Raw genomic sequence first — 19,569 nt, 5'->3', positions numbered from 1 at the left:
GGAACACGCCACTTCTACCTTGGTGACCCTGTGGTCGTAATTCCATCGCCACAAGCAACTGCGATGGTGGCGGAATCACCCGCAACGATCAGCGCCAAGCGCCTGCAACGGCGCACCGTGTACTCCGTGACCGCCGTCGAATCCGGATCCCTGCACCTGCGCACTGACGCCAAGCAGGACACCGTTCGCGTCAATGTGATCACCGAGCCGAGTGTTCCGATGGACGACTTCACACCGGCATGGTCAGTCGTTTACGGGGACACTCGACTGGACCCGTTCACTACGCATCGAGGTGATCCTCGAATAACGACGATAAAGATCGTCTCCGAAATCCAACATCTCGGATTCCAAGTGGCGGTTCAGCAATCGTCCGGTGTGGAAGATCGACTTCACAGTAGTTCGGCTATCGACGCCGGGACATGGCTAGCTTCGCGACTACCCTCAGCTACGCATCTGACAATCGATGCCGGAAACCTTGGCTACATTCGGATCGATTTCGCCCCTACCCGGACGAGACCAACGTCGGTCCACAAGGCTCCGCCCAAACGGTCACCAAACTGGGAGAACGCATACGCACTCGCAGCGGAAGCGGCATGGGACGCCACAGTTCCCCACTGGCGCCTTCACTCGAACCGACTGCAGAAGGGCACTGCCCACTCTGCGAGTCGGAATCGCAGTCTATCCTGACCCAATGGGAGTTGCAGCAGGTACTCGGGTTGTCGGAAAGGTCGCCTGGGTCAGTACCAAGAGTTTTCGATTCGCCGGGATCACACCTGTGTACAACGACTTCGGCGAGGGTTGGGAAACTGCGGACCCGGAGCACTACCGAGATAGAGAAGGCCGCGAACAGATCTTTTGGCGGGAGCCCGGACCGGACATCACTGTAGGATCCGTCGTCCTGGTGACTATCGGGGAGAACCCTCTCCGTGAAGACGGACTCGCAGTGCAGAGTACCGGTCGATTGCATACAGTTCTCGACCATCACAAGCACCGTTACGACGCAACGATTGATCGCATCGCAAACCGAAAGATCTCCGCCACAACCGAAATCCTCGCCGGTTCCGATCTTTACATCTGGTGTCGCGACGACACACTCATCGGGCCGATTGGCTACAAACTCGACGAGAAGTACTTCACTGTCGCCGCGGATGATCAACGGCTTTCACGGGTTCCCATCCGAAAGGACGAGAATGCCGTCTTCCGATTCCCAGGAAGGATCTACTGCGCCCCCGAAACCCTCCCGACCGGCTATCTGGATTGTCGGCCCGATGTCGCGGTAGTGAGGACTGCTATTCGCGATGCCGTTGAGATCGCCGAGGCACGGACCAACGACGTCCCCGATTTCCTTCAAACGCGGGCCCTCATGCAACATGCCGCCAATGCCCTACGCGTTGGGGAGGACCTCGACGACCGCAAGTTCCGGTTCGAAAGAATGGCCCGGGCAATCAAGATCATTCAAGACAGCAACGACATCCGCGAGGAGGCCGAGGAACTCGCGACGCTGGTATTGAATCACCCGTCCATACGTGACGGCGTGGAGGAACATCGCCGCAGGATTCAAGCGGAAATCGCCCGAACTGCACGCGAAACTGTGGAAGCCGAACTGAAGCATGAGACTGCCCAGCTCGAGCGCATACGCCGAGAAGTCGCTGAACTCGAACGTCAGCATGCCGACGCTTTCGCATCACTCGAGCAAACCCGTCAACAAACCGCTGATGCGGAAGCAGCAGTCGACACGCAGCTGGCCTCCCTCGAGTCATCGATTGTCGAGCGCATTGCTGACGCTGTCGACAATGCGTCCGACCTTCTGTCGGATTCCGTGATCTTCCGCGCACTCGGCAACAGCAAGTCCACACCCCGGCCGGAAGCGTTCGTCCGTACGAACGTCTCCTTCGCAACCACAGAGAATGCGCCGACCGTACAGAAGGCCGTCGACTTCGACACCGTGCTCTACCGGACTGCCGCCGACCAGAATCTCTCACACAGCGCGCTGCGACGGATCCACGCAGCGGTTCGTGCCGGCCTCATCCCTATCGCAACTGGGAACGGTTCCAGCGCCGCGCTCAACGCCTACGCAAACGCAGCGTTTGCTGCCCGTATCGCTGAGCTTCCTGTCGCACACGACTTCCTGAGCCCGGTAGATCTCCTCGGCGTTCGAGCATCGGATACTACGACCCGACGAGCGCACTCGGACCTCCTACTCGCTGCCAACAGAGAAGCGGAAAAGAACGGCCCGAGTTTGCTGATCCTCGAATCAGCGAATCAAGCACCCACCGAGTCGTTTCTGCTTCCGTGGCTACGATCGCACGATCGCAGTATCGCCGTGCCACCCACACTTCAGGACATAGTCGGATCAAGACGGGTACAGATCCACGAAAATCTGAGGATTGCCGCAACAGCGGTATCCGGGACCACGACAGCACCGCTGAGTCCCGATATCTGGGGATTCTGCGTAGCGATCGATGTTCCACAGCCGCGTCCTGGATCACCGAAGATTTCGGAACCCACCCAACTCGTACCCGACGCACCCGTTCCGACGTCCGATCACGTCGCCCGACTCGTCGATGATCTCGACGACGCATTCGACGAATGCTGGATGATCGACAACGCAATCGACGACGCGGCCCGACGGTTCGGCGAGGCACTCCACCAAGTCGTACACGCAGACTCCATCGCGTACGCGATCGCTGAGTGCGTGCTGGTTCCCGCACTTGCAACTTCTGTACCTGCAGCCGGCCTGAATGATGCGCTCGACGCAGTCGGAATGTGGTGTGGGGCCGACAGCACACAGATGCGAGGTATCCGGCGGCTCGCGCACCGACTCCAGCGGACTTTCACATGATCCCGGGCGCACCAATTATCGAGCAGTTGACTTCATCAACGTATAGCTCCCACATCAGCACAGTTCTGCGCATTCCTCCGAACACTCCACAGACAGAAATTAGCTACGAACTGGTACGAGCGATCGCATGGGCATCAACAAGCGGACGAACGCCCATTTCGACCCGCTCGCTGCTCGACCGGATCATGGATGCAGACGCTGCGCTCAACGACAACTCTGTCGACGAGCAGGCACGCCGACAACTCTATCGACTCCGGTTGGACGAACTTGCTCTGGCCGGCGACCTCGCTGTGCTCGGGCGCGGCCAGTGGGTTTCCTCCATTGGTTCGATAGTCCACCAGGACGACAGCGCAATGCAGTCCCCGATCCTGGTGAGCGGCATTCCAATCAGAGTTATGCCCACCTCGACTCAACGATCGCTCACACTCCACGGTCCAACTCGCATGATCGATCACGTCGAGAATGTTCAAGGTCTCGGCCTTCGCCATATCAACCTCGACGAGTGGGCTCGCGTCCCCGACTCGCCGCTCGATGCCTGGACTGCAAACATGCTCGAATCCCCACTCTACAGACCTCATGAAGCCTCCGCGCCCATCCGTGTCTATCTGCCCGAATCAGCAACCTCCGGCGCCCTACAGAAAAATCGGTGGTTCCCAGTACACAAAGGACTCACCGGCCGATACCTCTCCCGGCACAAGGTCCCGGGCGGATGGACCGAATTCACCGTTGTCGAACTGGATTCGGGCGTGGCGAAGGAAGCGCGCGAAGTCGACCCACTTGATGTTCGGCGCTTGATGTACGGACTGGATCATCGATCCGGAAAACACACAGTCGCCGATGTGCGGACGGACGGCAACGTCGTCCGCATACGCTTCGGAAACCCACTGCCACATCCCGAGGCCCGCATCATGTACACGTTGTGTGGGCTTCCTACACAGGACATGTGGAGCGTGCGGCGAGATCCGCAGATCGCTCGAAAGTGTTTATCCGAATTGATGATCGCATATTGAAGGTTCCTCAGTAAGTCGACCTAATGGGAGCTACCGACCACGTCATGACCGCGACAGGGTCGGTGGCCCCCGGGCCAGGCAGGCGATAAACCCCACCCTGGCGCCGCTGCTCGACGCGCACCGCGCCCACGGACCCGAAGCACTTCGCCTGCTTGCCGACAGGGCGTACTCGCATCCGAGCACCCGAAAGCACCTGCGAGAACAAAGAATCTCGCACACCATCCCCAAACGCAGCGACCAGATCCGACGCCGCAAGGCCAAGGGACCGGACGGAGGTCGACCGCCGACATTCGACAAAGACCACTACCGCGAACGCAACACCGTCGAGCGTGGATTCGGGCGCCTCAAGCAATGGCGCGGTATCGCCACGCGCTACGACAAGTACGCGACCACGTTCCTCGGTGGCGTACTCCTCGGTGCGATTGTTATTCATCACCGTGTCCGCAAATAGCAGACACACTCTAGTTCTTCACACGGTCGGACCTATGAGCCAATGCCCGGGACAGGACAGCTGCAATGTCCGCAGGACGGTGCGTGGCGGACAAAACTTGAGAATTGGGCCGCTGAATCGAAATGGGCCGCTTGTCCCACTCAGAGCGAAACTGCGAGAGCGCGTGTTGCACCTCGGCATTCTCGGAATGCACTGGGAAGTGTTCTGGCATCCAACTCGGCTTTTCACCGAGCATAGCGGTCACCAACAGCGCTGCAGCGCCCCCGTACCCTCCGGCAACGAATAGCTCTGCGCCCGCTACGACACTCAGCCGCGCCTCCTCTATCGTACCCGGCTCTTGCCCTGCATAGCCTTGCAGTTTGCCTCCGACAACGATCCGCGCATCAGTGTGTTCAGCAACATACGTCCGCATCGCGGTGAAAGCGGCTGAGTCGTCAGCAGTGTCAGGTATCTGTTCAATGTTTCGAAGCGGGATAGGGTTCCCGGCACGGTCGATGCGTGTCAACTTCCCGAACTCGCCCAGACGTTGCACCACCTGTTCGAGCCGCTCTTTTGGAGTGTGCCGGACGACTGGTTCTGCAAGCACGATTTCCAACGACGCCGTCCGGTCTCTGAATCGCTGAATCTCGTCGAGCAGGATCTGTGTATACCCGGTCTTTTCCAGGTGTCCTCCGTAGACAATGGTGCCGCCGCCAAGGAACACGGCCCTCGCGGTTTCAGCGACGACCATGCGGCAATGCCGTTCAGAAAGCCCTAAAGCAGAAAGGTCTGCGCTCTCAGAAACGGAGAGGGCGATGCGTCGGTGGGCGAGAGCATCGCGGGCGATCAGTGAGGGTTCGTTCACGACGACAGCACTCCTCCTCGGGTGGCAAAAGTCCTCGGCGTTAGAATCTCGACCGAATCGGTGAACCCGGCGAGAGAACACAGTGATTTCACCACGTCACGTTCCTGCGGCCCTAAGGGCGGGTCGGGATGCATGATCCAGACGTGCTGGTCCCCTGGGTCTTCTTGTTGATGCCCGCGGAGCCACTGCGTTAGCGTCACCGGTTCCGGTGCATGCACCGGCAGCCAATCAAACCCGTCGCTCTCGTGATACACCCGTTGCGCTTCCCACAAGGCACGTTTCAGCGCTTCATCGACGAGACTATTTAGAGCGGCGACGATCCCCGTTTCTGGGCTTTCAAGACTGCAGGGCACCGTGGGAACATGGTCCATGAGGAAAGAGCCGCGGTCTTCCCCGCCGGTAAGTGCGTGGAGACATACGATCGGCACGTCAGCAGTTTTCGCGGTGAGTACTTCCCGTTGCGTCCATTCACGACCCGCGTACTTATCCGTACGAACCATCAGCAGTGCGGACCCTTCGGCGTTGCCATCGAGCACGGCTTCCCAGTCGTCACCGGCCTGGATGTCTTGCGCGTCGAAGAAAGCACCCAAATGCGTACTGTGAATCACATCACGCACGTGTTGAGCGATGTTCGCGCCACTATTTGCGTCAGTTTCGACCAGTGAGGAGTGTTTCGTGTGGCTGATGAACACGCGGATCTGAGGTACGCCGGTGATCCACTGTGTGATCGCTTGACTCACCTCTCGGCCGAGGTGTCCCTGTTCATGGAGCGACACCCCGGTAAGCGCTTGGGCGCTACCGACGAGTTCCCCGATGCTCGAACCCGCCATGTCGAAGTCTTCGGCGAAGAGAGTGTAGACCTTGACGTGTTCACGCGCGTCCAGTTCGACGATATCCCTGATGTATTGGCCCCATGCTGGATCATTCTTGAATGCGGTCGCGAGCGCGGCACCGACATAGAGGATGATGACATTGCGGTGGGCGGGCACAATACCGGGGGCGAGTTCGTCGCTGATCCCCATGGGGCGCGGAGCGCCGTCCGCCCCCCATGGCGCGCTCCGCGCATACACTTCTACCGCGCCGCCAGCGAGACCGGAGAACGCTGGGGAGTGGTAATGGTCGTCAAGTCGGGTGAAGAGTTGCTCCCCATCGAACTCTCCGGGGTGCCACACCGCGAAAACATCAAGGATGGGCGGTGTCACAGCCATGAAATTCTCCCTTCAATCAGGACTCGGCCAGGTTGACGTGGTTAGGGCAGGAACGGTTGTTGACCATCAGGTCAGAGGTCGACCCGGTAGCCGGATCCATATCGTTGCGCCTGGCGACAGCCTCATCCACCCATTGCACAATTGTGCCATCGCTCGGAGCCGGTGGGTACACCCGTGCGTACCCGGTGTCGACGCCGTCTTCTTGAGCCAGATTCAAGGCGAGCCGTGGCGGGAGCTTCGGCGTTGCCAAGTCCTGGGTGCCAGGCAATTGCACCCCGATCAGACCTCCACGCTGACTGTCCTTGAAATTGCGGAGCGTGGCAGCGATTTCCCAGTCCACGTATCTCCTCGCCCAGGTGCACTGGCCAAGGAGCACCACGGTGCAGGAGGTGCCGGCGATCTTGCCCTCTCGGATTCGGCGCATCACGTAGTCGCTGTCACCGCTTTCGATGTGCTCGGTGAAGTCGTCTCCGAGTTCGTGCAGCCCGAGGCTTCGTATCTCGCTAAAGTACTGGCTGTACCGCCGGATCCAGATGTTCGCTTGGATCTCATCAGTCTGGTGGAATGAGATGAAAATCTTGCGTGCCATGACTTTACCCTTCCGGTTACAGCGCGCTACGTTCGGCCATACCGACTTCGCTGAGGTCCTGCAGACTCAGCTTCACTTCTGTGGGAGACTTTGCCCACCCCGGCACGCTGCTTCCGAAGCTGACCCCTACCTCGGGGCACAAACGCTGATGACGGGCGGGATCGTTCCGAATCGCAGAGATAAATCGCACCCAGTACCGTGGGGTCAACCCTTCAGATCCGGCTTTAGCTGCGAACCTGGCCCCCAGGATTGCAGCTTCCGGTGAGGCTTTCCCCTCCCACCCGGGAAGATCCGTCGAGAAGTCCAGTGTGGGGTTTTCCGAATGGGCCGACCAATTGATTACGGCCTCAATCTCATACACGCGCTGGCCATTCTTCAAGAGGTAGAGGCCTACGGCGGCAAGCCATTTCTCCTGAACCCCGTGACAGACCTTCACCGTAGAGTCCGGCGGGATTCCCGCTTCCGAAAACAGGACCTCCACTTGGTCAACCAGCGCCTGCGAACGCGTGTACGCATATGAATAGGTGAACGTGCTCATCGTCTCCTCCTCATTCCCCGACGTACGATTGGGTGGCCAGCATGCGTTGGTGCCAGACATGCAGCGCGAGAGTCTTCACCTGCGCCCCGTCCAGTCGCCCCGTGGGGAGCACGCGTTCAAGCTCCTGACGTTCCGTGCTCCTCGGGAGGATCAGACGGGGCAGGGAAGCAGCATGTCGGCGTACCGCCGCGTCCGAAGATTCCGCGAGAACTTCCACGAGCAGGTCGGAGAAGAACGCGATCGGCGCCTCCTCCAGTTCTCCCAACAGCTCGTTGATCTCAGTCGGCGAGAGCATGCTGCCTAAGATGCCGGTGACGATGTGGGCGCGTTCTTCTGTGGTGGGGAGCCACGGGAAAGCGCGCATCCGGCCGGGGCGACGCAATGGCGGATACACCTTCGAGAGGTCGTTGCCGGTGATTATCACCGGCACCCGGCGGAGAGACCGATCACCTGCGCGGGTAGGGCTGTCTGCCAGGTGCATGAGTTGCGCCAAGACCTGCTGGTGATTGACCGTCGTGGTGCTCTGCGCCCATTCACCGACGGTCGTGTCAAAGTCATCGACCACCAACACCGTCGGGTTGCCTTCGTCGATCCGATGGCCAGCATCCTCATACGTGTCAAGTACAAGCTTTCCCGGCATTCCCGCCCGGTCGCTTTCCAGATCCGCAGCATTGATCGAAACAGGGAGGATGCCTCGACATTCGAGATGCGTTCGGACCTGGAAACTCTTCCCGTCACCAGGACGCCCGAAAATCCCGAGAACCAGCGGCCACGCCTGCACCCCGGTGTAGTTAAAGACCAAGTGCTGGTCTATCGCGTATGAAAACCGTTCCGGAATACGCACATCCTGAACTGTGGAACCCATGCCTTCTCCTTCTAAACTTCGTGGACTCCGAGGTAACCACACACCACCGACACTCCCGACACGTGCAAAACCAATCTCAATATGACCCAGCACATTGGAGCTTCATACCATCATCAGCCCGGCGGGACGCGACGATGACCGTCGTGCAAGTATCGGACGATCGCCTCACCGACGTCGATGGGGATCGGGAGAAGCTCGTGACGGTGACCTTTTCCTCGGATCATGATTTCACCACGCCGCCAGTCGATGTCATCGACTCTCAATCCGGCAACCTCAGCGCGACGCAGCCCCAGCCGCCATAGTGCCGTCAAGATCGCATAGTCGCGTAACCCGACGTCACGGTTGCAGTCGCAGCCCCCGAGTAGACGGGCGAAATCGGATTCGTCGAGTTCACATGGCACGGTGCGACGAGGTCCGGCGAGCTTCGGCAGCGCCGTGACGAGCGGGTGGGCGGTGATGCCTGTGACGTGGAGGAACCGCAGAAACGATGCCAACGCACTCACCGTCTTCTTCGACCATCCGATGCTCGAGCATGCGGTGATCGCGACGATGTAGGCGGTGGCCGCGGCTGCCGATAGTTCCTCCATCGGGTGGTCTTGTTTTCTGCAGAAGGATTCGGAGCCGGTCGATGCTTGCTCTGTACAGATTCTTCGTTCAGGGGCGCTATCGGACGTCATGCGCGCAGAAACGAGTAAGGACCGAGCGCCATTCATCCCGTAGCGCGGAGCTTGAAGGATCCAAGAAGTCGCCGATATCGTTGGTTCCGCGCCGCTCACCAATCCATCGCTCCTGTCCTCAAATCCACTACCGTGTACCGCTGCCCGCCGCTGAATCCGGTCCGCGTTGAGCCGATCGCCATTCTTCCCATGGACCCCTGCCGCATTTCGCGATCAGAGTTCGTCCAACTGCACCATCAACTCTGCGAGAACCATTACTGTCGCTGCGTCACCGAGACACTCAAGCGCAGCCGTTTCGACTCGGCCCACCTGGACCGCCGACATCCCCAACCGAACACCGATATCGTTGTGACGCTTCGGCGATTCACCTGCGAGTCCGAACCGAAGGATGAGCACAGCGACCTGCTGCGGATCCAACACAGACAAGCACGCGAGCACGGTGTCGAGGTCATCGACGTCCCCATACGCTCCGACCGACAGTAAGATGCGGCGGACATCCACATCTTCGGACTCAACAGTCGGGGCTACCTCCGGAGTGTCATCCTCGACCAGGCGATGCGCGATCTCGACGATGTCCTCATCGACGTCAATAGTCGCCTCAAACTCCTCGGAGTCCACCCCCACAGCCGAGGACCCGACGTCTGCTGCTCCCCCGTTGTCCCGCTCGATTGCGAGCCACGACCGAAGTAGTTCCGGCGCCCCTTCCGGACCGACCGTAACCACCTCGGACGCAATGCCCGTGAGCTGTTCCAGGAACGTACCGTGGGCGCCGGTGCTCGGATCTTCCGAACTTCCCTTCGCGTACATGACCAGGAACGATGCCGCCCGGCCATCCAATTTCGGCCGAATGATTCTTCCCATGCGCTGAATCATCTGTCGCCGGGTCTTGCTGCTCGCAAGAATCACGCCGACATCCGCCTCGGGCACGTCGACACCCTCATCGAGGACCTTCGGTGCCACCAACGTCGTGACAGCACCATTCCGGAATGCTGTGAGCAGCCGATTCCTGTCCAACCTACTCAGCTCACTCGTGAACGGGGCAGCCAGCACACCTTCCTCGAGTAGAACCTCAGCCGCCGCCCGGGCAGATTTCTTCGTCTCCGAGAATGCCAACGCTCGCCCAGATTCTCTGAGCACAGTGCCGAGGTCGCGGAGTGCGTCCAGTTTGCTGCTGGATTCGGCCAGCAGTGTCCGTCGCTGCGAGATTGCGTGCAGGTATCGGCGTGCCGTCCACGTCGCCTTTTCGGCATTCGGACCGTCGCTGAGGAGCTGAACGTCCCGCATGAACTCACCGAATGATTCGTCGCTACAACCCAAGTTGTGGATCAGTTTGCCGTACAGCTTCCGAGCGAGCTCGTCACACTCTTGGTACTCCGCTGCTTCGACCGAGTCGAACGGCACCTCGACGAGCATCACCCGAACGGGCGCCAGGATTCCGTCTGCGCGACCACGCTCATATGTACATCCCTCGATCACCGTCTCGAAGTACGGGAGCAACAATCGCTCCACGCCGTCGTCGTTGCGCTCGAGTGTCGCAGTGAGTCCCATCCGTTCGGTGAATGCATCCAAGAGGAGCCGGGAGTATCTCGGTGCACCGTATCGGTGCACTTCGTCAGCGATCAACAGCGCCGGCCCGACCGGCCGCGGCGCCGAAAATCCTGTCGCCGATTGCACTGTGCTGACAACAATTCGGTGGCCGCGGAACGTATCCGAGTTTCCGTCCCCTCGTCGGCCGACCGCGACGCCGGGCAGTGAGTTCCCGATCTCGCGGTGCCACTGGTTCAGCAGCTCCACCCCAGGGACCACCACCAAAACACTGAGTCCACGAGCAATGGCATCTGCAGCAGCAGCAATGCCGAGTGCGGTCTTGCCGGTCCCCATCACCGCCTCTACGACAGCGCGACGATCTGCTTCCACCCACGCATTGAACGCCTCACTCTGCCATGCCCGCAGCGACAGCCCCTCGATCGTCGCCGACGTCATCGAATCGACCGCACCCAGCATGTTCCGTTCGAATCCACCATTCGCGACAATCGGCCTTCCCTCTCCAGTCTCGCCAGAACCTGCAGAACTGTCTCGTCGTCGAGTCTCGTCAGCTTCTTCGCGCGCTCCACCGAAACCGAGGCGATCGCGGCCGCTGCGGTGAGGACCTCGGCTGCCGAATCCACATGTGCCGGCGGCAGATCAGCAATCGACGAACCCACACGGCCCGAGCTTTCGACGGCCGATCGCTCGACGACCTCGGGCCTTGCCGGTTCCACGAGACCGTAGACACTGGGTCCCCGCTCAGGCAGCCGCTCTACCCTACGATGCGAGACAAGCGCGGCCATCACCGCCTCGACCCGGTCACGCGGCTCGTCCAGCCGATAAGCCAGATCGGAGAGCGAAACCGGACCGGATCCCAACATCTCGACGATCATCGACTCGAGCATCGACGACGGGTTCGACGCGGGATCGTCCGCCTCGCGACCTGCCGCCGCCGGTGACGGAGCATCGGCAGGCTGCCCGACGACACCGGTGACGCGGTACTCCGTTCGCTTCCCCATCACGGAGATCTCGTCCACGACGCCCGCGAACTGAAGCTTGTCCAGCTCCGCGAGCACGACCTTCCAGTCCATATCAAGCCGGCCGGCAAGCTCAACGACAGGGAGCGACCCGTTCCCCAAGGTCTTCACGATCATGCCCCCCACCGGGGACAGCGACTGTGCGTCAGGTACTTCGACGAGAGCAGCCACTGGCTCGTAGGGTTCAACGGCAGCGACCTCGACTACAGGCTGCAGCGCTACCACTGCGGGTTCGGCAATCGACTCTGCAACCGTCACGGACTCAACAACAGTCAGGGGATCCGGCTGGATCACCTGGATACTGGCCAAGTCAACAACGTCCTCGGCCAAGGAATCGTCCTCGACCAACTCGACAGGGGCCCAGTCTTCATCGGACGCGACAACCACGTCCGCGACACCCACCACGTGCGGTGTGATCCCCCGCCGCTCGAGCTCGACCCACAACCCCGCCATCGATCCGACGGGGTCAAGGTAGTACTCGGATTCGCGGATCCGCCAGAACTTCCACCCGCACCGCTGCAGTTCACGTTCCCGTTCGAGGTCGGCGCGCTGCTGGTCGGGGCTCGTATGCCAGTGGTCGCCGTCGCACTCGACCGCCAGCTTGCCCGCACCACCCGTCACCACCAGGTCGATGAACCTCCCGTTCGCCTCGACCTGAGGATTCACGTGGTAGCCGCGCGCAACGATGTCGAGGAACACCCGCTGCTCGAAGAGGCTGTCGAACACCCCGTGCCGCTCGTCGCGTGTCACGCCTCCCGGCATCGATTCAGCAGGCGCCGGAGATGTCGACTGCATGTAGGTGAGCAGCGAATGCCGGAGATCCGTCGACTTCAGCGAGTCGACGGTCCGCGAGTGGAACAACCACAGCTGGTCCTGCGCCCGCGATGCCGCGACGTTGAATCGTCGCTGGTACTCGGTCTTCGTCATCGCCATGATGTTCTGTTCCGGCGCGACGACCATCGACAGGAACACCACGTGCCGCTCGTCGCCCTGGAAGTCCGGCGGAGTTCCGACGCGGAGGCGTCGCTGGTCCCACTGGTCCGGAGTCAGCCTGTCGAGCAGTTCGTTCTGGATGACGTCAACCTGCGACTGCCCCTGCAGGACGACCACGCCGAACGTCTTCCCGTCGTATGCCTTGTCGTCGAGGCATTTCGCGAGTGCGTCGGCGAGAGCACGAGCCTCGACCCGGTTCGTCAACGACGCGTTCTTCCCCGTGACGACACCGCCCTCGACGTAGGTGGTACGCAGCGGAGGCAGACGATCCGCACCGAACTGACGCACCGGAACGAGCGGTGCGTCCGCATAGAACTGGCCGCTGGACCAATTGATGATCTCCGGCATGCAGCGGAAGTGCTCCCGCAAGCGGATGACGCTGCCGAACCGCGACCGCAGCAGCGAGAACACGCTGGATCGCGGAGTGAAGCTGTCGCGCAGATACTTCGGGATGTCGGGAAGGTACGAGTCGAGACGGCTGAACACGCCGTCGAGAGCACCCGACGACACATCGCTCGGTGCGCACTGCTTGTCGTCGCCGACCACGATCACCCTCGGCGCCAACCACAGCAGGAACAGGCTGCTGATATCGGCCTGGCTTGCTTCGTCGACGATGACGACGTCGAACGAATTCTGCTCGGGTGGAATCGAAGCCAACACCTGCTGCAGCGGCATTACCCACGCCGGCACCGCGCCCTGCGCGACCTGCATGGCCTCACGAGCACCTGCGCGGTAACGCTCGGCGTACTTACCGGTGCCCTTGCCGATGCTGGCGACGTGGTCGCGATACGTCTGCAGGGCCTGGACCTGGGCTGCGGTAGTCCGGTCGAGGCATGCGCTCCACGCCTTCTCCGCAGCGAGCTGGGCGGTGAGCCGCGCGATGTCCTTCTCGACAGCGTCGAGGTCACGATCGAGACTTCCGTCTTCGCTGCGCGCGTGGTTGCGTCGGACCCATTCTTCTGCCCGACGCCACGCCCACGCGCGGTCGATGTAGGTGAGGCGGGCCGGCCACTCCGGGCTCGTCGAATCGTCCGCGATGGCCTGCGCGAGTGCGGGCGCGGCATTGTCGAGGCGGGTGTGCAGCGATTCGAGGTGCAGTTCCTCCTGGTGTTCGCGCACAGCGCCGTCCCACGCATCGAGGGCTGCGCGGATGCCGTCGAAGTCCGCGGTGTCGAGCGCGAAGGTCAGTGCTTCGCCTTCCGGCGACCGTCCGCCGGCGATCGTGCCCCGGACCGAAGCGGCGACGGATTCGAGCCAGTTCTTGTGCGCCTCCGCGTTCCGCGCAGCGGCGATGGCGTGCGCCGACTCCGCGACGGACCGTGCTTGGTCGATGCTCGCGATACGCGGTGCGTCGGGGCTGACCTCCTGCAACGCGACCACCACCTCGCGGGCGCGAGCCACGAAGTTGTCTACGACGGCCCGATCACGGTCGATCTGCGTCAGGATGCTGACGGCGCGGCTGCGTGGTCCTTCGATGGGGATGTCGATGCCGAGGTCGCCGAGAACGACACCCACCGCCCGCACCGCGTCGAGGACGCGCAAATGTTCAGCGACGACGCGTGCAGTCGCGGCGGTAGTCGCTTCTACACCGTCGACTGTTCCGAGTTGACCGACCGCTTCAACCGCGGACTGTTCGTCGCTCCGCCGGAACCGGGAGATGCCGCTGCGCCACGTGTCCCCTGCTTCGAGTTTGCGGGCCAGCGCGTCGTACGCCTCGAATGCTGCCCGTCCCGTCACCGGTGTTTCGACCGCGCTGGTGCCGACGAAGTGGTCTGCCGCCTGCGCGGCCTGGACGAACTGCGGGATCTGTGCAGTCTTCCCCCACAGGTGCTGTGCCTGCCCGGACAGAACGGCGTCGGCGGCGCGTTGGAATCGCGGATCGAGCTGCTGCACGTCGCGAAGGACGCCGCGCAACTGTTCGCACAGACCCTGGATGCGGCCGAGGGTGTCGGGTGACGCGCCGTCGAGCATCCGCAGCAGACCCGGCACCTCACCACCGGCCTCCGCACCTGGTGCCTGGGCGACGGCGTCGCACGCATTCCTCAGGTCGGTGACGTCTGGCAGCGAGAGCTCGGGAAAGACCTGGCGACGACGACGCGCGCGTTCTGCACTCGACCGCTGGTGCAGCGCGAGGAGCGTGTGGAATTCCTCCGCTGTCAGCGGTGGGGTGTCTGCGAGGAGCGGTACCGGCAGCCATCGATGCTGGGAAGACTGTGTCTGGACCTGTCGGACGATCGACGCCGCCGTCCCTTGAAAACCCGGGGCCACCTCCGGATGGACGTACGTTTCGGCTTCGCGGACCTGGCGGATCTGTTCCGTCAATTTCGCGCGACGACTCAACGCGTCGTCGCGTTGAGCTGCGACGTCGGCGATCTGCTGCTCGGTGCGTCGGCGGTTGAATTGTGCTTTGCGGGTGGCGATCTCGCTGACACTGCGATTCAGCTCTGCAGAACCGCCGCGCGCCGCGTCGGTCACCGACACACAGAGTTCCTGCAGTTCAGATGGGAGCTTGTCGCGGAGGACGCGCAACGCCTGCGCCTTTTCACTGGTCACCAGCACCCGCTGGCCGCGCGCGAGCAATGCCGATACGAGGTTGGCGATGGTGTGGGTCTTGCCGGTGCCGGGCGGACCTTCCACCACGACGCCACTGTCGCCAGTGAGGCGGTCGATGATGTCGCGCTGCTCCTGGTTCGCGGGCAGCGGGAACAGCGGATCCTCGGCGAGCAACGCCGACGACGACGTCCCCGACCGATCGAGCCACGCGATGCGGTCGGCGGGTTCGATCGCTTCGACGAGCTGCGCGAGCCCCAACGGAACCGGACTCGACTCACCTGCCGCCGCCTCGGTCATGCGGTCGTAGTACTCGATCAGCGCGTACGCTCCGCGCTTGCGCAGGACAAGCGCAGGCGACGACGTCAGCAATCGGTCGGGTGAGGGTGCGTCCTCAGCTCGGTCGACGACGTCGACACGAACCGTGAGAGCGCGGTCTGCCCAGTCCTTCAGGAACACCGTGGCCGCCGGATCGACGGGAGAGGTGACACGTGTCGCGAGGGATTCGTGCAGTGTGCGGGTGCCGGACGGGTCGAACACATCCAGACCGGTGAGAAGCTGGGTGTCTTCGAGAGACGGGGCAGCCTCTGGGTTCAAACGGATCAGCAGGTCTCCGGATGCTGCGTGTCGCTCGATCAGCGTCGACTGCGTGATCAGGTGCGTGCGCACCTGCTCCCCCGCCACATCTGCCGATAGCTGCAACAGCCCGGACGCAATGACCAGCTCCAACGACTCCGGCTGGGCTTCGAGGTCGAGCATCGCCCGCTGCAGAAACGTGTACAGGTGCCATGCGGGACGACGCTCCCGGTCCACGGCCGCCCACGCGTGCCATTCGTCGAGCCAGGGATCGAATCCGTCGAGGTCGTCCGGGGCTTCCGGGCTCAGCGTCGGCTCCAATGCCGAGTCGCCGATCGACCCGCGGACATACTTCATGACCTGCTTGGGCGGCTGCGGCGGATCTTCGAGGTGAACTCGGCGGGCACGAAGAACGACATCGCCGGCCGCTGCGTCAGTGCTGAGTCCGACGTCGAGGTTGCCCTCCGCAAGCGACATCACCGCACGATGCCTGTCGACGACTCGGACCGGGGCGCTGCGGGCCTTGACCAGCTCGGACAAGAAAGTGAGCAGACGTTGTACGCGATCCTTCAGTTCAGGATCGTTCTCTCTCGACTCCACAGACACCCCGCTCACCCTGCAGCAATACTCCGATCCATCGACGGAAACGGACAAAATACACCATAGGGAGGCGTGCGGACACTTGTGCATCCGCCCTCTTTCCGCTTGGCGTCTTTCCTCCGAATTACGCCTCCGTCACCGTTGCTGGCCTGCACGAACAACAAGTAATCCGTACATCTCGGATCGGGCATATGGACGTTACATGTGCGCAACTCGGTGGTCCCTGCCGGCGCCGTGTCGGGGGCGAGCCACCGACAACGCACTGCCAAACGAACGGACTATCGACTCGGAGCACCTGCCAGCAACACTGGGAGGATTACCAGAGCCCGCCTTCGAGCCTCCATTCCTTTGTCAACAGGCCCACGAGTTCCTTCTGACGTTCCTCGAGAACGTCGACAGTCCACGTCTTCTGCTGCAAGACCTGAGTGGTGATCGCAAACGACGCAACTCCGTACCTGGCCGTGAAGTACTGAGCCTTCTTACGATCGAAATCGTAATTGCCCGCCGAAGCATTCTTCGTTCGATTCAGCAGCACCAAGTTGCCGAGCCGGTGCGTCCAGAATTCACGCTGTGCAGGCGTGAACCACTTCATCCAATCCGACCCCACCTTCGGGTTCTGGGGAAGCACATGTTCGACAGAGATACGAGGGTGGTCGTACGACACTCCTGATGCATTCGACAACAACTCGTCGAGGCGCAGGAGCACATACTTCCGCACCGGGGCAACCTTGTAGATCTCACCCTGCAAGCGATCGCCGGCCTCCTTGATCTCGTCGCCATTCAAATTGAACGCGGGAGAATCGAGACCGTGTCCGGCAGTGAGGTCTTTCAGCAACTGGATGTAACGCGAAGCGCGTGGAGTCGCGTATACCCGGCGTACCAGCATGCTTGCGGCGAGTCGCTCGAGTGAGCCGAAAAAGCTGTTGAGGAAATCCGGGTCATCGCCCATGTTTCTCAGCGCCCACAGAGCAGGTGCACGCCAATCGCTGTTGTCCAGCTGGTTCAAACGCTTCAACCAGCGGTTGACCTCTTCCGCGCCCGACGAAGAGGTGTAATTCTGGTCCCGCAGGATACCATACGCCTCGGCGTAGGGAACCACGACAGTGTCGACGAACTCGGCTCCCCTACCGGGAATGTATGAGGAAAGAACCGACTCCTCGAATTCCTTCAGCAGCTCCTTCTTGGGCCGTTCTTTGACGACGATCGTCCTGATATGCAGGAACAAATCGGCGAAGTCGTCTGTACCCAGAGCTTCTTCAGCGTCGTCCCACCTGTCCTCATACTCGTCTCGTCGGCTCTCGACCACATCGCCCACGACCCGTGCTTTGAAGATGTCCGCCGCAGAGAGATCCAAGCCGCGCGAGTTCATGACGCTGAAGATCCGGTGTGCGCTCGCAAGGTCCGGGGTGGTGACCACTACAAGGAACGTCCGGGCTGCAAGCATCTTGGTGAGCTGGAGCCGGCGCTCCTCCGCCCACTCGGATACGGTCCCGAACAGTGCGAGACCATTCCCATGGATTGCACGCTGCGCGTCTGTTCTCAAATTCTCGGGTTTGATGTCTTGGAGAAGCTTGATCCCACCCGGCGATTGGACGTGATCGGCGAAGAACTCGCGATCCCGGGCTCGAAGCGCCAAGCGTGGTTTGCTCTCGAGGTCGAGCATCAGGCTTCCCTGCTCTTGAAGCATCGCGTCGAGCTGCTTCGCGAGTTCCGGGTTGATCGTCGAGTCGCGAAGCACGCCGAGCAGGATCGTCAAGGTGGTCAGACGCTGCTGTCCGTCGATGACTTCCGCGCGCGTCGCGCTAGTAGGACTTTGTTAGGTTGGGAAGGTGTGGTGGCAGGTCGGGCAGGTACCGATCCAATAGGCCAGTGCGCGTTGAAGTTCGCGCACGATTCCGTAGAGGGTCAGTCCTGCCCAATCGCTTTTGGGTCGGTCAGCCGCAGGGTGGTGATGAACAGGTGCGCGGCGGTGACGAGGGTGGCGTGGTGATGCCAGCCGAGCCAGGACCGGCCTTCGAAATGATCCAGTCCGAGACCGGTTTTCAGCTCCCGATAGTCGTGTTCGATGCGCCAGCGGATCTTGGCCAGACGCACCAGCTCCGACAGGGGTGTGTCCTCGGGCAGGGTGGTCAGCCAGAAGTCGGTGGGCTGGGCTGCACCATCGGGCCATTCGGCCAGCAGCCACGCCTCGGGCAGGACACCGTCCTCGTCGCGGGGAATCGTGCGATTCGCCGGACGTATCCGCAACGCCACGAACCGTGAGCGCATCGCTGCGGTCGGGTTGCCCGGACCGGTCTTGGTTCCGCGGCGCCAGGTGACCTCGTTCAGCGCCGCGGCTCCGGCCGCCAGAACGAGATCCCTACAGGTCGCGGCCGCCGGGTAGCGCCGGGTCGGAGGCCGTCCGCGTCCGGAATACGTGGCGGCGGCGGGCACCGCATCGGCGGGGTGCGCGAGGGTGGCGCCCTTGACTGCTACGACGTAGGCCAGATCGCGGTCGGTCAGGCCCTGCCGGAAGGTGGCCGAGTCGCCGTAGCCGGCGTCGGCGACGATCACAGGTGGGACTCGGCCCCACGAGATCAGCTCGTCGAGCATCTCGAGGGCCATCGCGGCCTTGGTGCGATAACGCTCGTCGTCGGGAATCGCGCTGCGCCGCCGTCGGGCGGCGATCGCCGCGGCCGCCTCGGGATCCTCGGTGGCCCCGTCGTCCCAGCTCTCGGGCAGGTACAGGCGCCGGTCCAGCGGCGCGGACGCACTATCGGTGGCGGCGTGCACGCTGACCGCGACCTGGCAGTTGCCGACCTTGCCGAGGGTTCCCGAGTACTGGCGGGCCACGCACGGGGAGCCGTCCCCGTCCTTGGCGAAGCCGGTGTCGTCGATCACCCACGCATCCGAATCGATCAGATCGCACGCTTTGCGGGACAGTGTTTTCCGGACCGGTACCACGTCCCACGGCGAACTGGTCACGAACTGCTGCAACCGTTGGTGATCGACCCCGAGTCGCTGCGCCATCGGGTGCATCGATTTGCGGCGTCCGTCGAGGATCAACCCTCGCGCGTACACCCCAGCCGTCGCCCGCTGGTCCTTGCGGGCGAGCGAGGAGAACACCTCGCCGACAAACGAATCGAGGCGTTCATCGACGTCGGTCAGGGTTGCGGCATCCACCCGGCCATCGTCTCGGAAACCTCACCGAATCTCGAGGCCCCGCAACAAGAAGTGGTGAACCTAACAAAGTCCTACTAGCGGTCGTCACCAAAAGCGCGTC

General features: G+C 62.0%; 13 protein-coding genes and 1 pseudogene. 3 read left to right on the top strand and 11 right to left on the bottom strand.

Annotated elements, in window-relative coordinates; translation table 11 throughout:
• Positions 1 to 901: 901 nt before the first annotated feature.
• From HCA61_RS18630 to HCA61_RS18620, 3 genes are all read left to right on the top strand, one after another.
• A complete protein-coding gene (locus HCA61_RS18630; RefSeq protein WP_169689693.1) occupies positions 902 to 2,842 on the top strand; it encodes a hypothetical protein in 1,941 nt (646 codons plus the stop codon).
• Positions 2,839 to 3,852, top strand: coding sequence for a hypothetical protein (locus tag HCA61_RS18625; RefSeq protein ID WP_169689692.1), 1,014 nt, complete (start codon positions 2,839 to 2,841; stop codon positions 3,850 to 3,852). The genes HCA61_RS18630 and HCA61_RS18625 overlap by 4 nt, the downstream gene beginning before the upstream one ends.
• Positions 3,853 to 3,937: 85 nt before the next feature.
• Complete coding sequence (locus tag HCA61_RS18620; protein WP_346777608.1) at positions 3,938 to 4,303, top strand: transposase; 366 nt, start codon at positions 3,938 to 3,940, stop codon at positions 4,301 to 4,303.
• A 10-nt stretch (positions 4,304 to 4,313) separates the two neighbouring features.
• Here HCA61_RS18620 and HCA61_RS18615 read toward each other — a convergent pair whose 3' ends face one another.
• The 11 genes and pseudogenes from HCA61_RS18615 to HCA61_RS18570 form a co-directional block, all read right to left on the bottom strand.
• Positions 4,314 to 5,147 carry a hypothetical protein gene (locus HCA61_RS18615; RefSeq protein ID WP_169689691.1) on the bottom strand — a complete coding sequence of 278 codons (834 nt, stop codon included), beginning with the start codon at positions 5,145 to 5,147 and terminating at the stop codon, positions 4,314 to 4,316.
• Positions 5,144 to 6,355 (bottom strand): toll/interleukin-1 receptor domain-containing protein, encoded by a 1,212-nt coding sequence (locus HCA61_RS18610; RefSeq protein WP_240959814.1) that lies wholly within the window; start codon positions 6,353 to 6,355, stop codon positions 5,144 to 5,146. Before HCA61_RS18610 ends, HCA61_RS18615 begins: the two co-directional genes overlap by 4 nt.
• A 16-nt stretch (positions 6,356 to 6,371) precedes the next feature.
• Positions 6,372 to 6,944, bottom strand: a complete 573-nt coding sequence (locus tag HCA61_RS18605) for a TIR domain-containing protein (protein WP_169689690.1) — start codon at positions 6,942 to 6,944, stop codon at positions 6,372 to 6,374.
• Positions 6,945 to 6,960: 16 nt separating this feature from the next.
• Positions 6,961 to 7,482, bottom strand: coding sequence for a hypothetical protein (locus tag HCA61_RS18600; protein WP_169689689.1), 522 nt, complete (start codon positions 7,480 to 7,482; stop codon positions 6,961 to 6,963).
• A 10-nt stretch (positions 7,483 to 7,492) separates the two neighbouring features.
• The gene (locus HCA61_RS18595) at positions 7,493 to 8,347 is read right to left on the bottom strand and encodes an AAA family ATPase (RefSeq protein ID WP_169689688.1); all 855 of its coding nucleotides are present in this window, start codon (positions 8,345 to 8,347) and stop codon (positions 7,493 to 7,495) included.
• A gap of 113 nt (positions 8,348 to 8,460) precedes the next feature.
• Positions 8,461 to 8,934 carry a tyrosine-type recombinase/integrase gene (locus HCA61_RS18590; RefSeq protein WP_169689687.1) on the bottom strand — a complete coding sequence of 158 codons (474 nt, stop codon included), beginning with the start codon at positions 8,932 to 8,934 and terminating at the stop codon, positions 8,461 to 8,463.
• A 303-nt stretch (positions 8,935 to 9,237) separates the two neighbouring features.
• Complete coding sequence (locus HCA61_RS18585) at positions 9,238 to 11,007, bottom strand: DEAD/DEAH box helicase (RefSeq protein ID WP_240959812.1); 1,770 nt, start codon at positions 11,005 to 11,007, stop codon at positions 9,238 to 9,240.
• Positions 11,004 to 16,313: an AAA domain-containing protein gene (locus HCA61_RS18580; protein WP_346777601.1), complete on the bottom strand. Its 5,310-nt coding sequence runs from the start codon at positions 16,311 to 16,313 to the stop codon at positions 11,004 to 11,006. The genes HCA61_RS18585 and HCA61_RS18580 overlap by 4 nt, the downstream gene beginning before the upstream one ends.
• 310 nt (positions 16,314 to 16,623) lie before the next feature.
• A complete protein-coding gene (locus HCA61_RS26650; RefSeq protein ID WP_277352043.1) occupies positions 16,624 to 17,193 on the bottom strand; it encodes an HNH endonuclease family protein in 570 nt (189 codons plus the stop codon).
• Positions 17,194 to 17,634: 441 nt separating this feature from the next.
• Positions 17,635 to 18,096, bottom strand: a pseudogene (locus tag HCA61_RS26645) (DUF262 domain-containing protein); the annotation flags it as partial.
• Between the two features lie 116 nt (positions 18,097 to 18,212).
• Positions 18,213 to 19,469, bottom strand: a complete 1,257-nt coding sequence (locus tag HCA61_RS18570) for an IS701 family transposase (RefSeq protein ID WP_169689683.1) — start codon at positions 19,467 to 19,469, stop codon at positions 18,213 to 18,215.
• Between the last annotated feature and the right edge of the window lie 100 nt (positions 19,470 to 19,569).

It is taken from the genome of Rhodococcus sp. HNM0563 (genome assembly GCF_012726195.1).
GTDB lineage: Bacteria > Actinomycetota > Actinomycetes > Mycobacteriales > Mycobacteriaceae > Rhodococcus.
The sequence above is the reverse complement of the archived record's forward strand: the minus strand, read 5'-3'. Positions and strand labels throughout refer to the sequence as shown.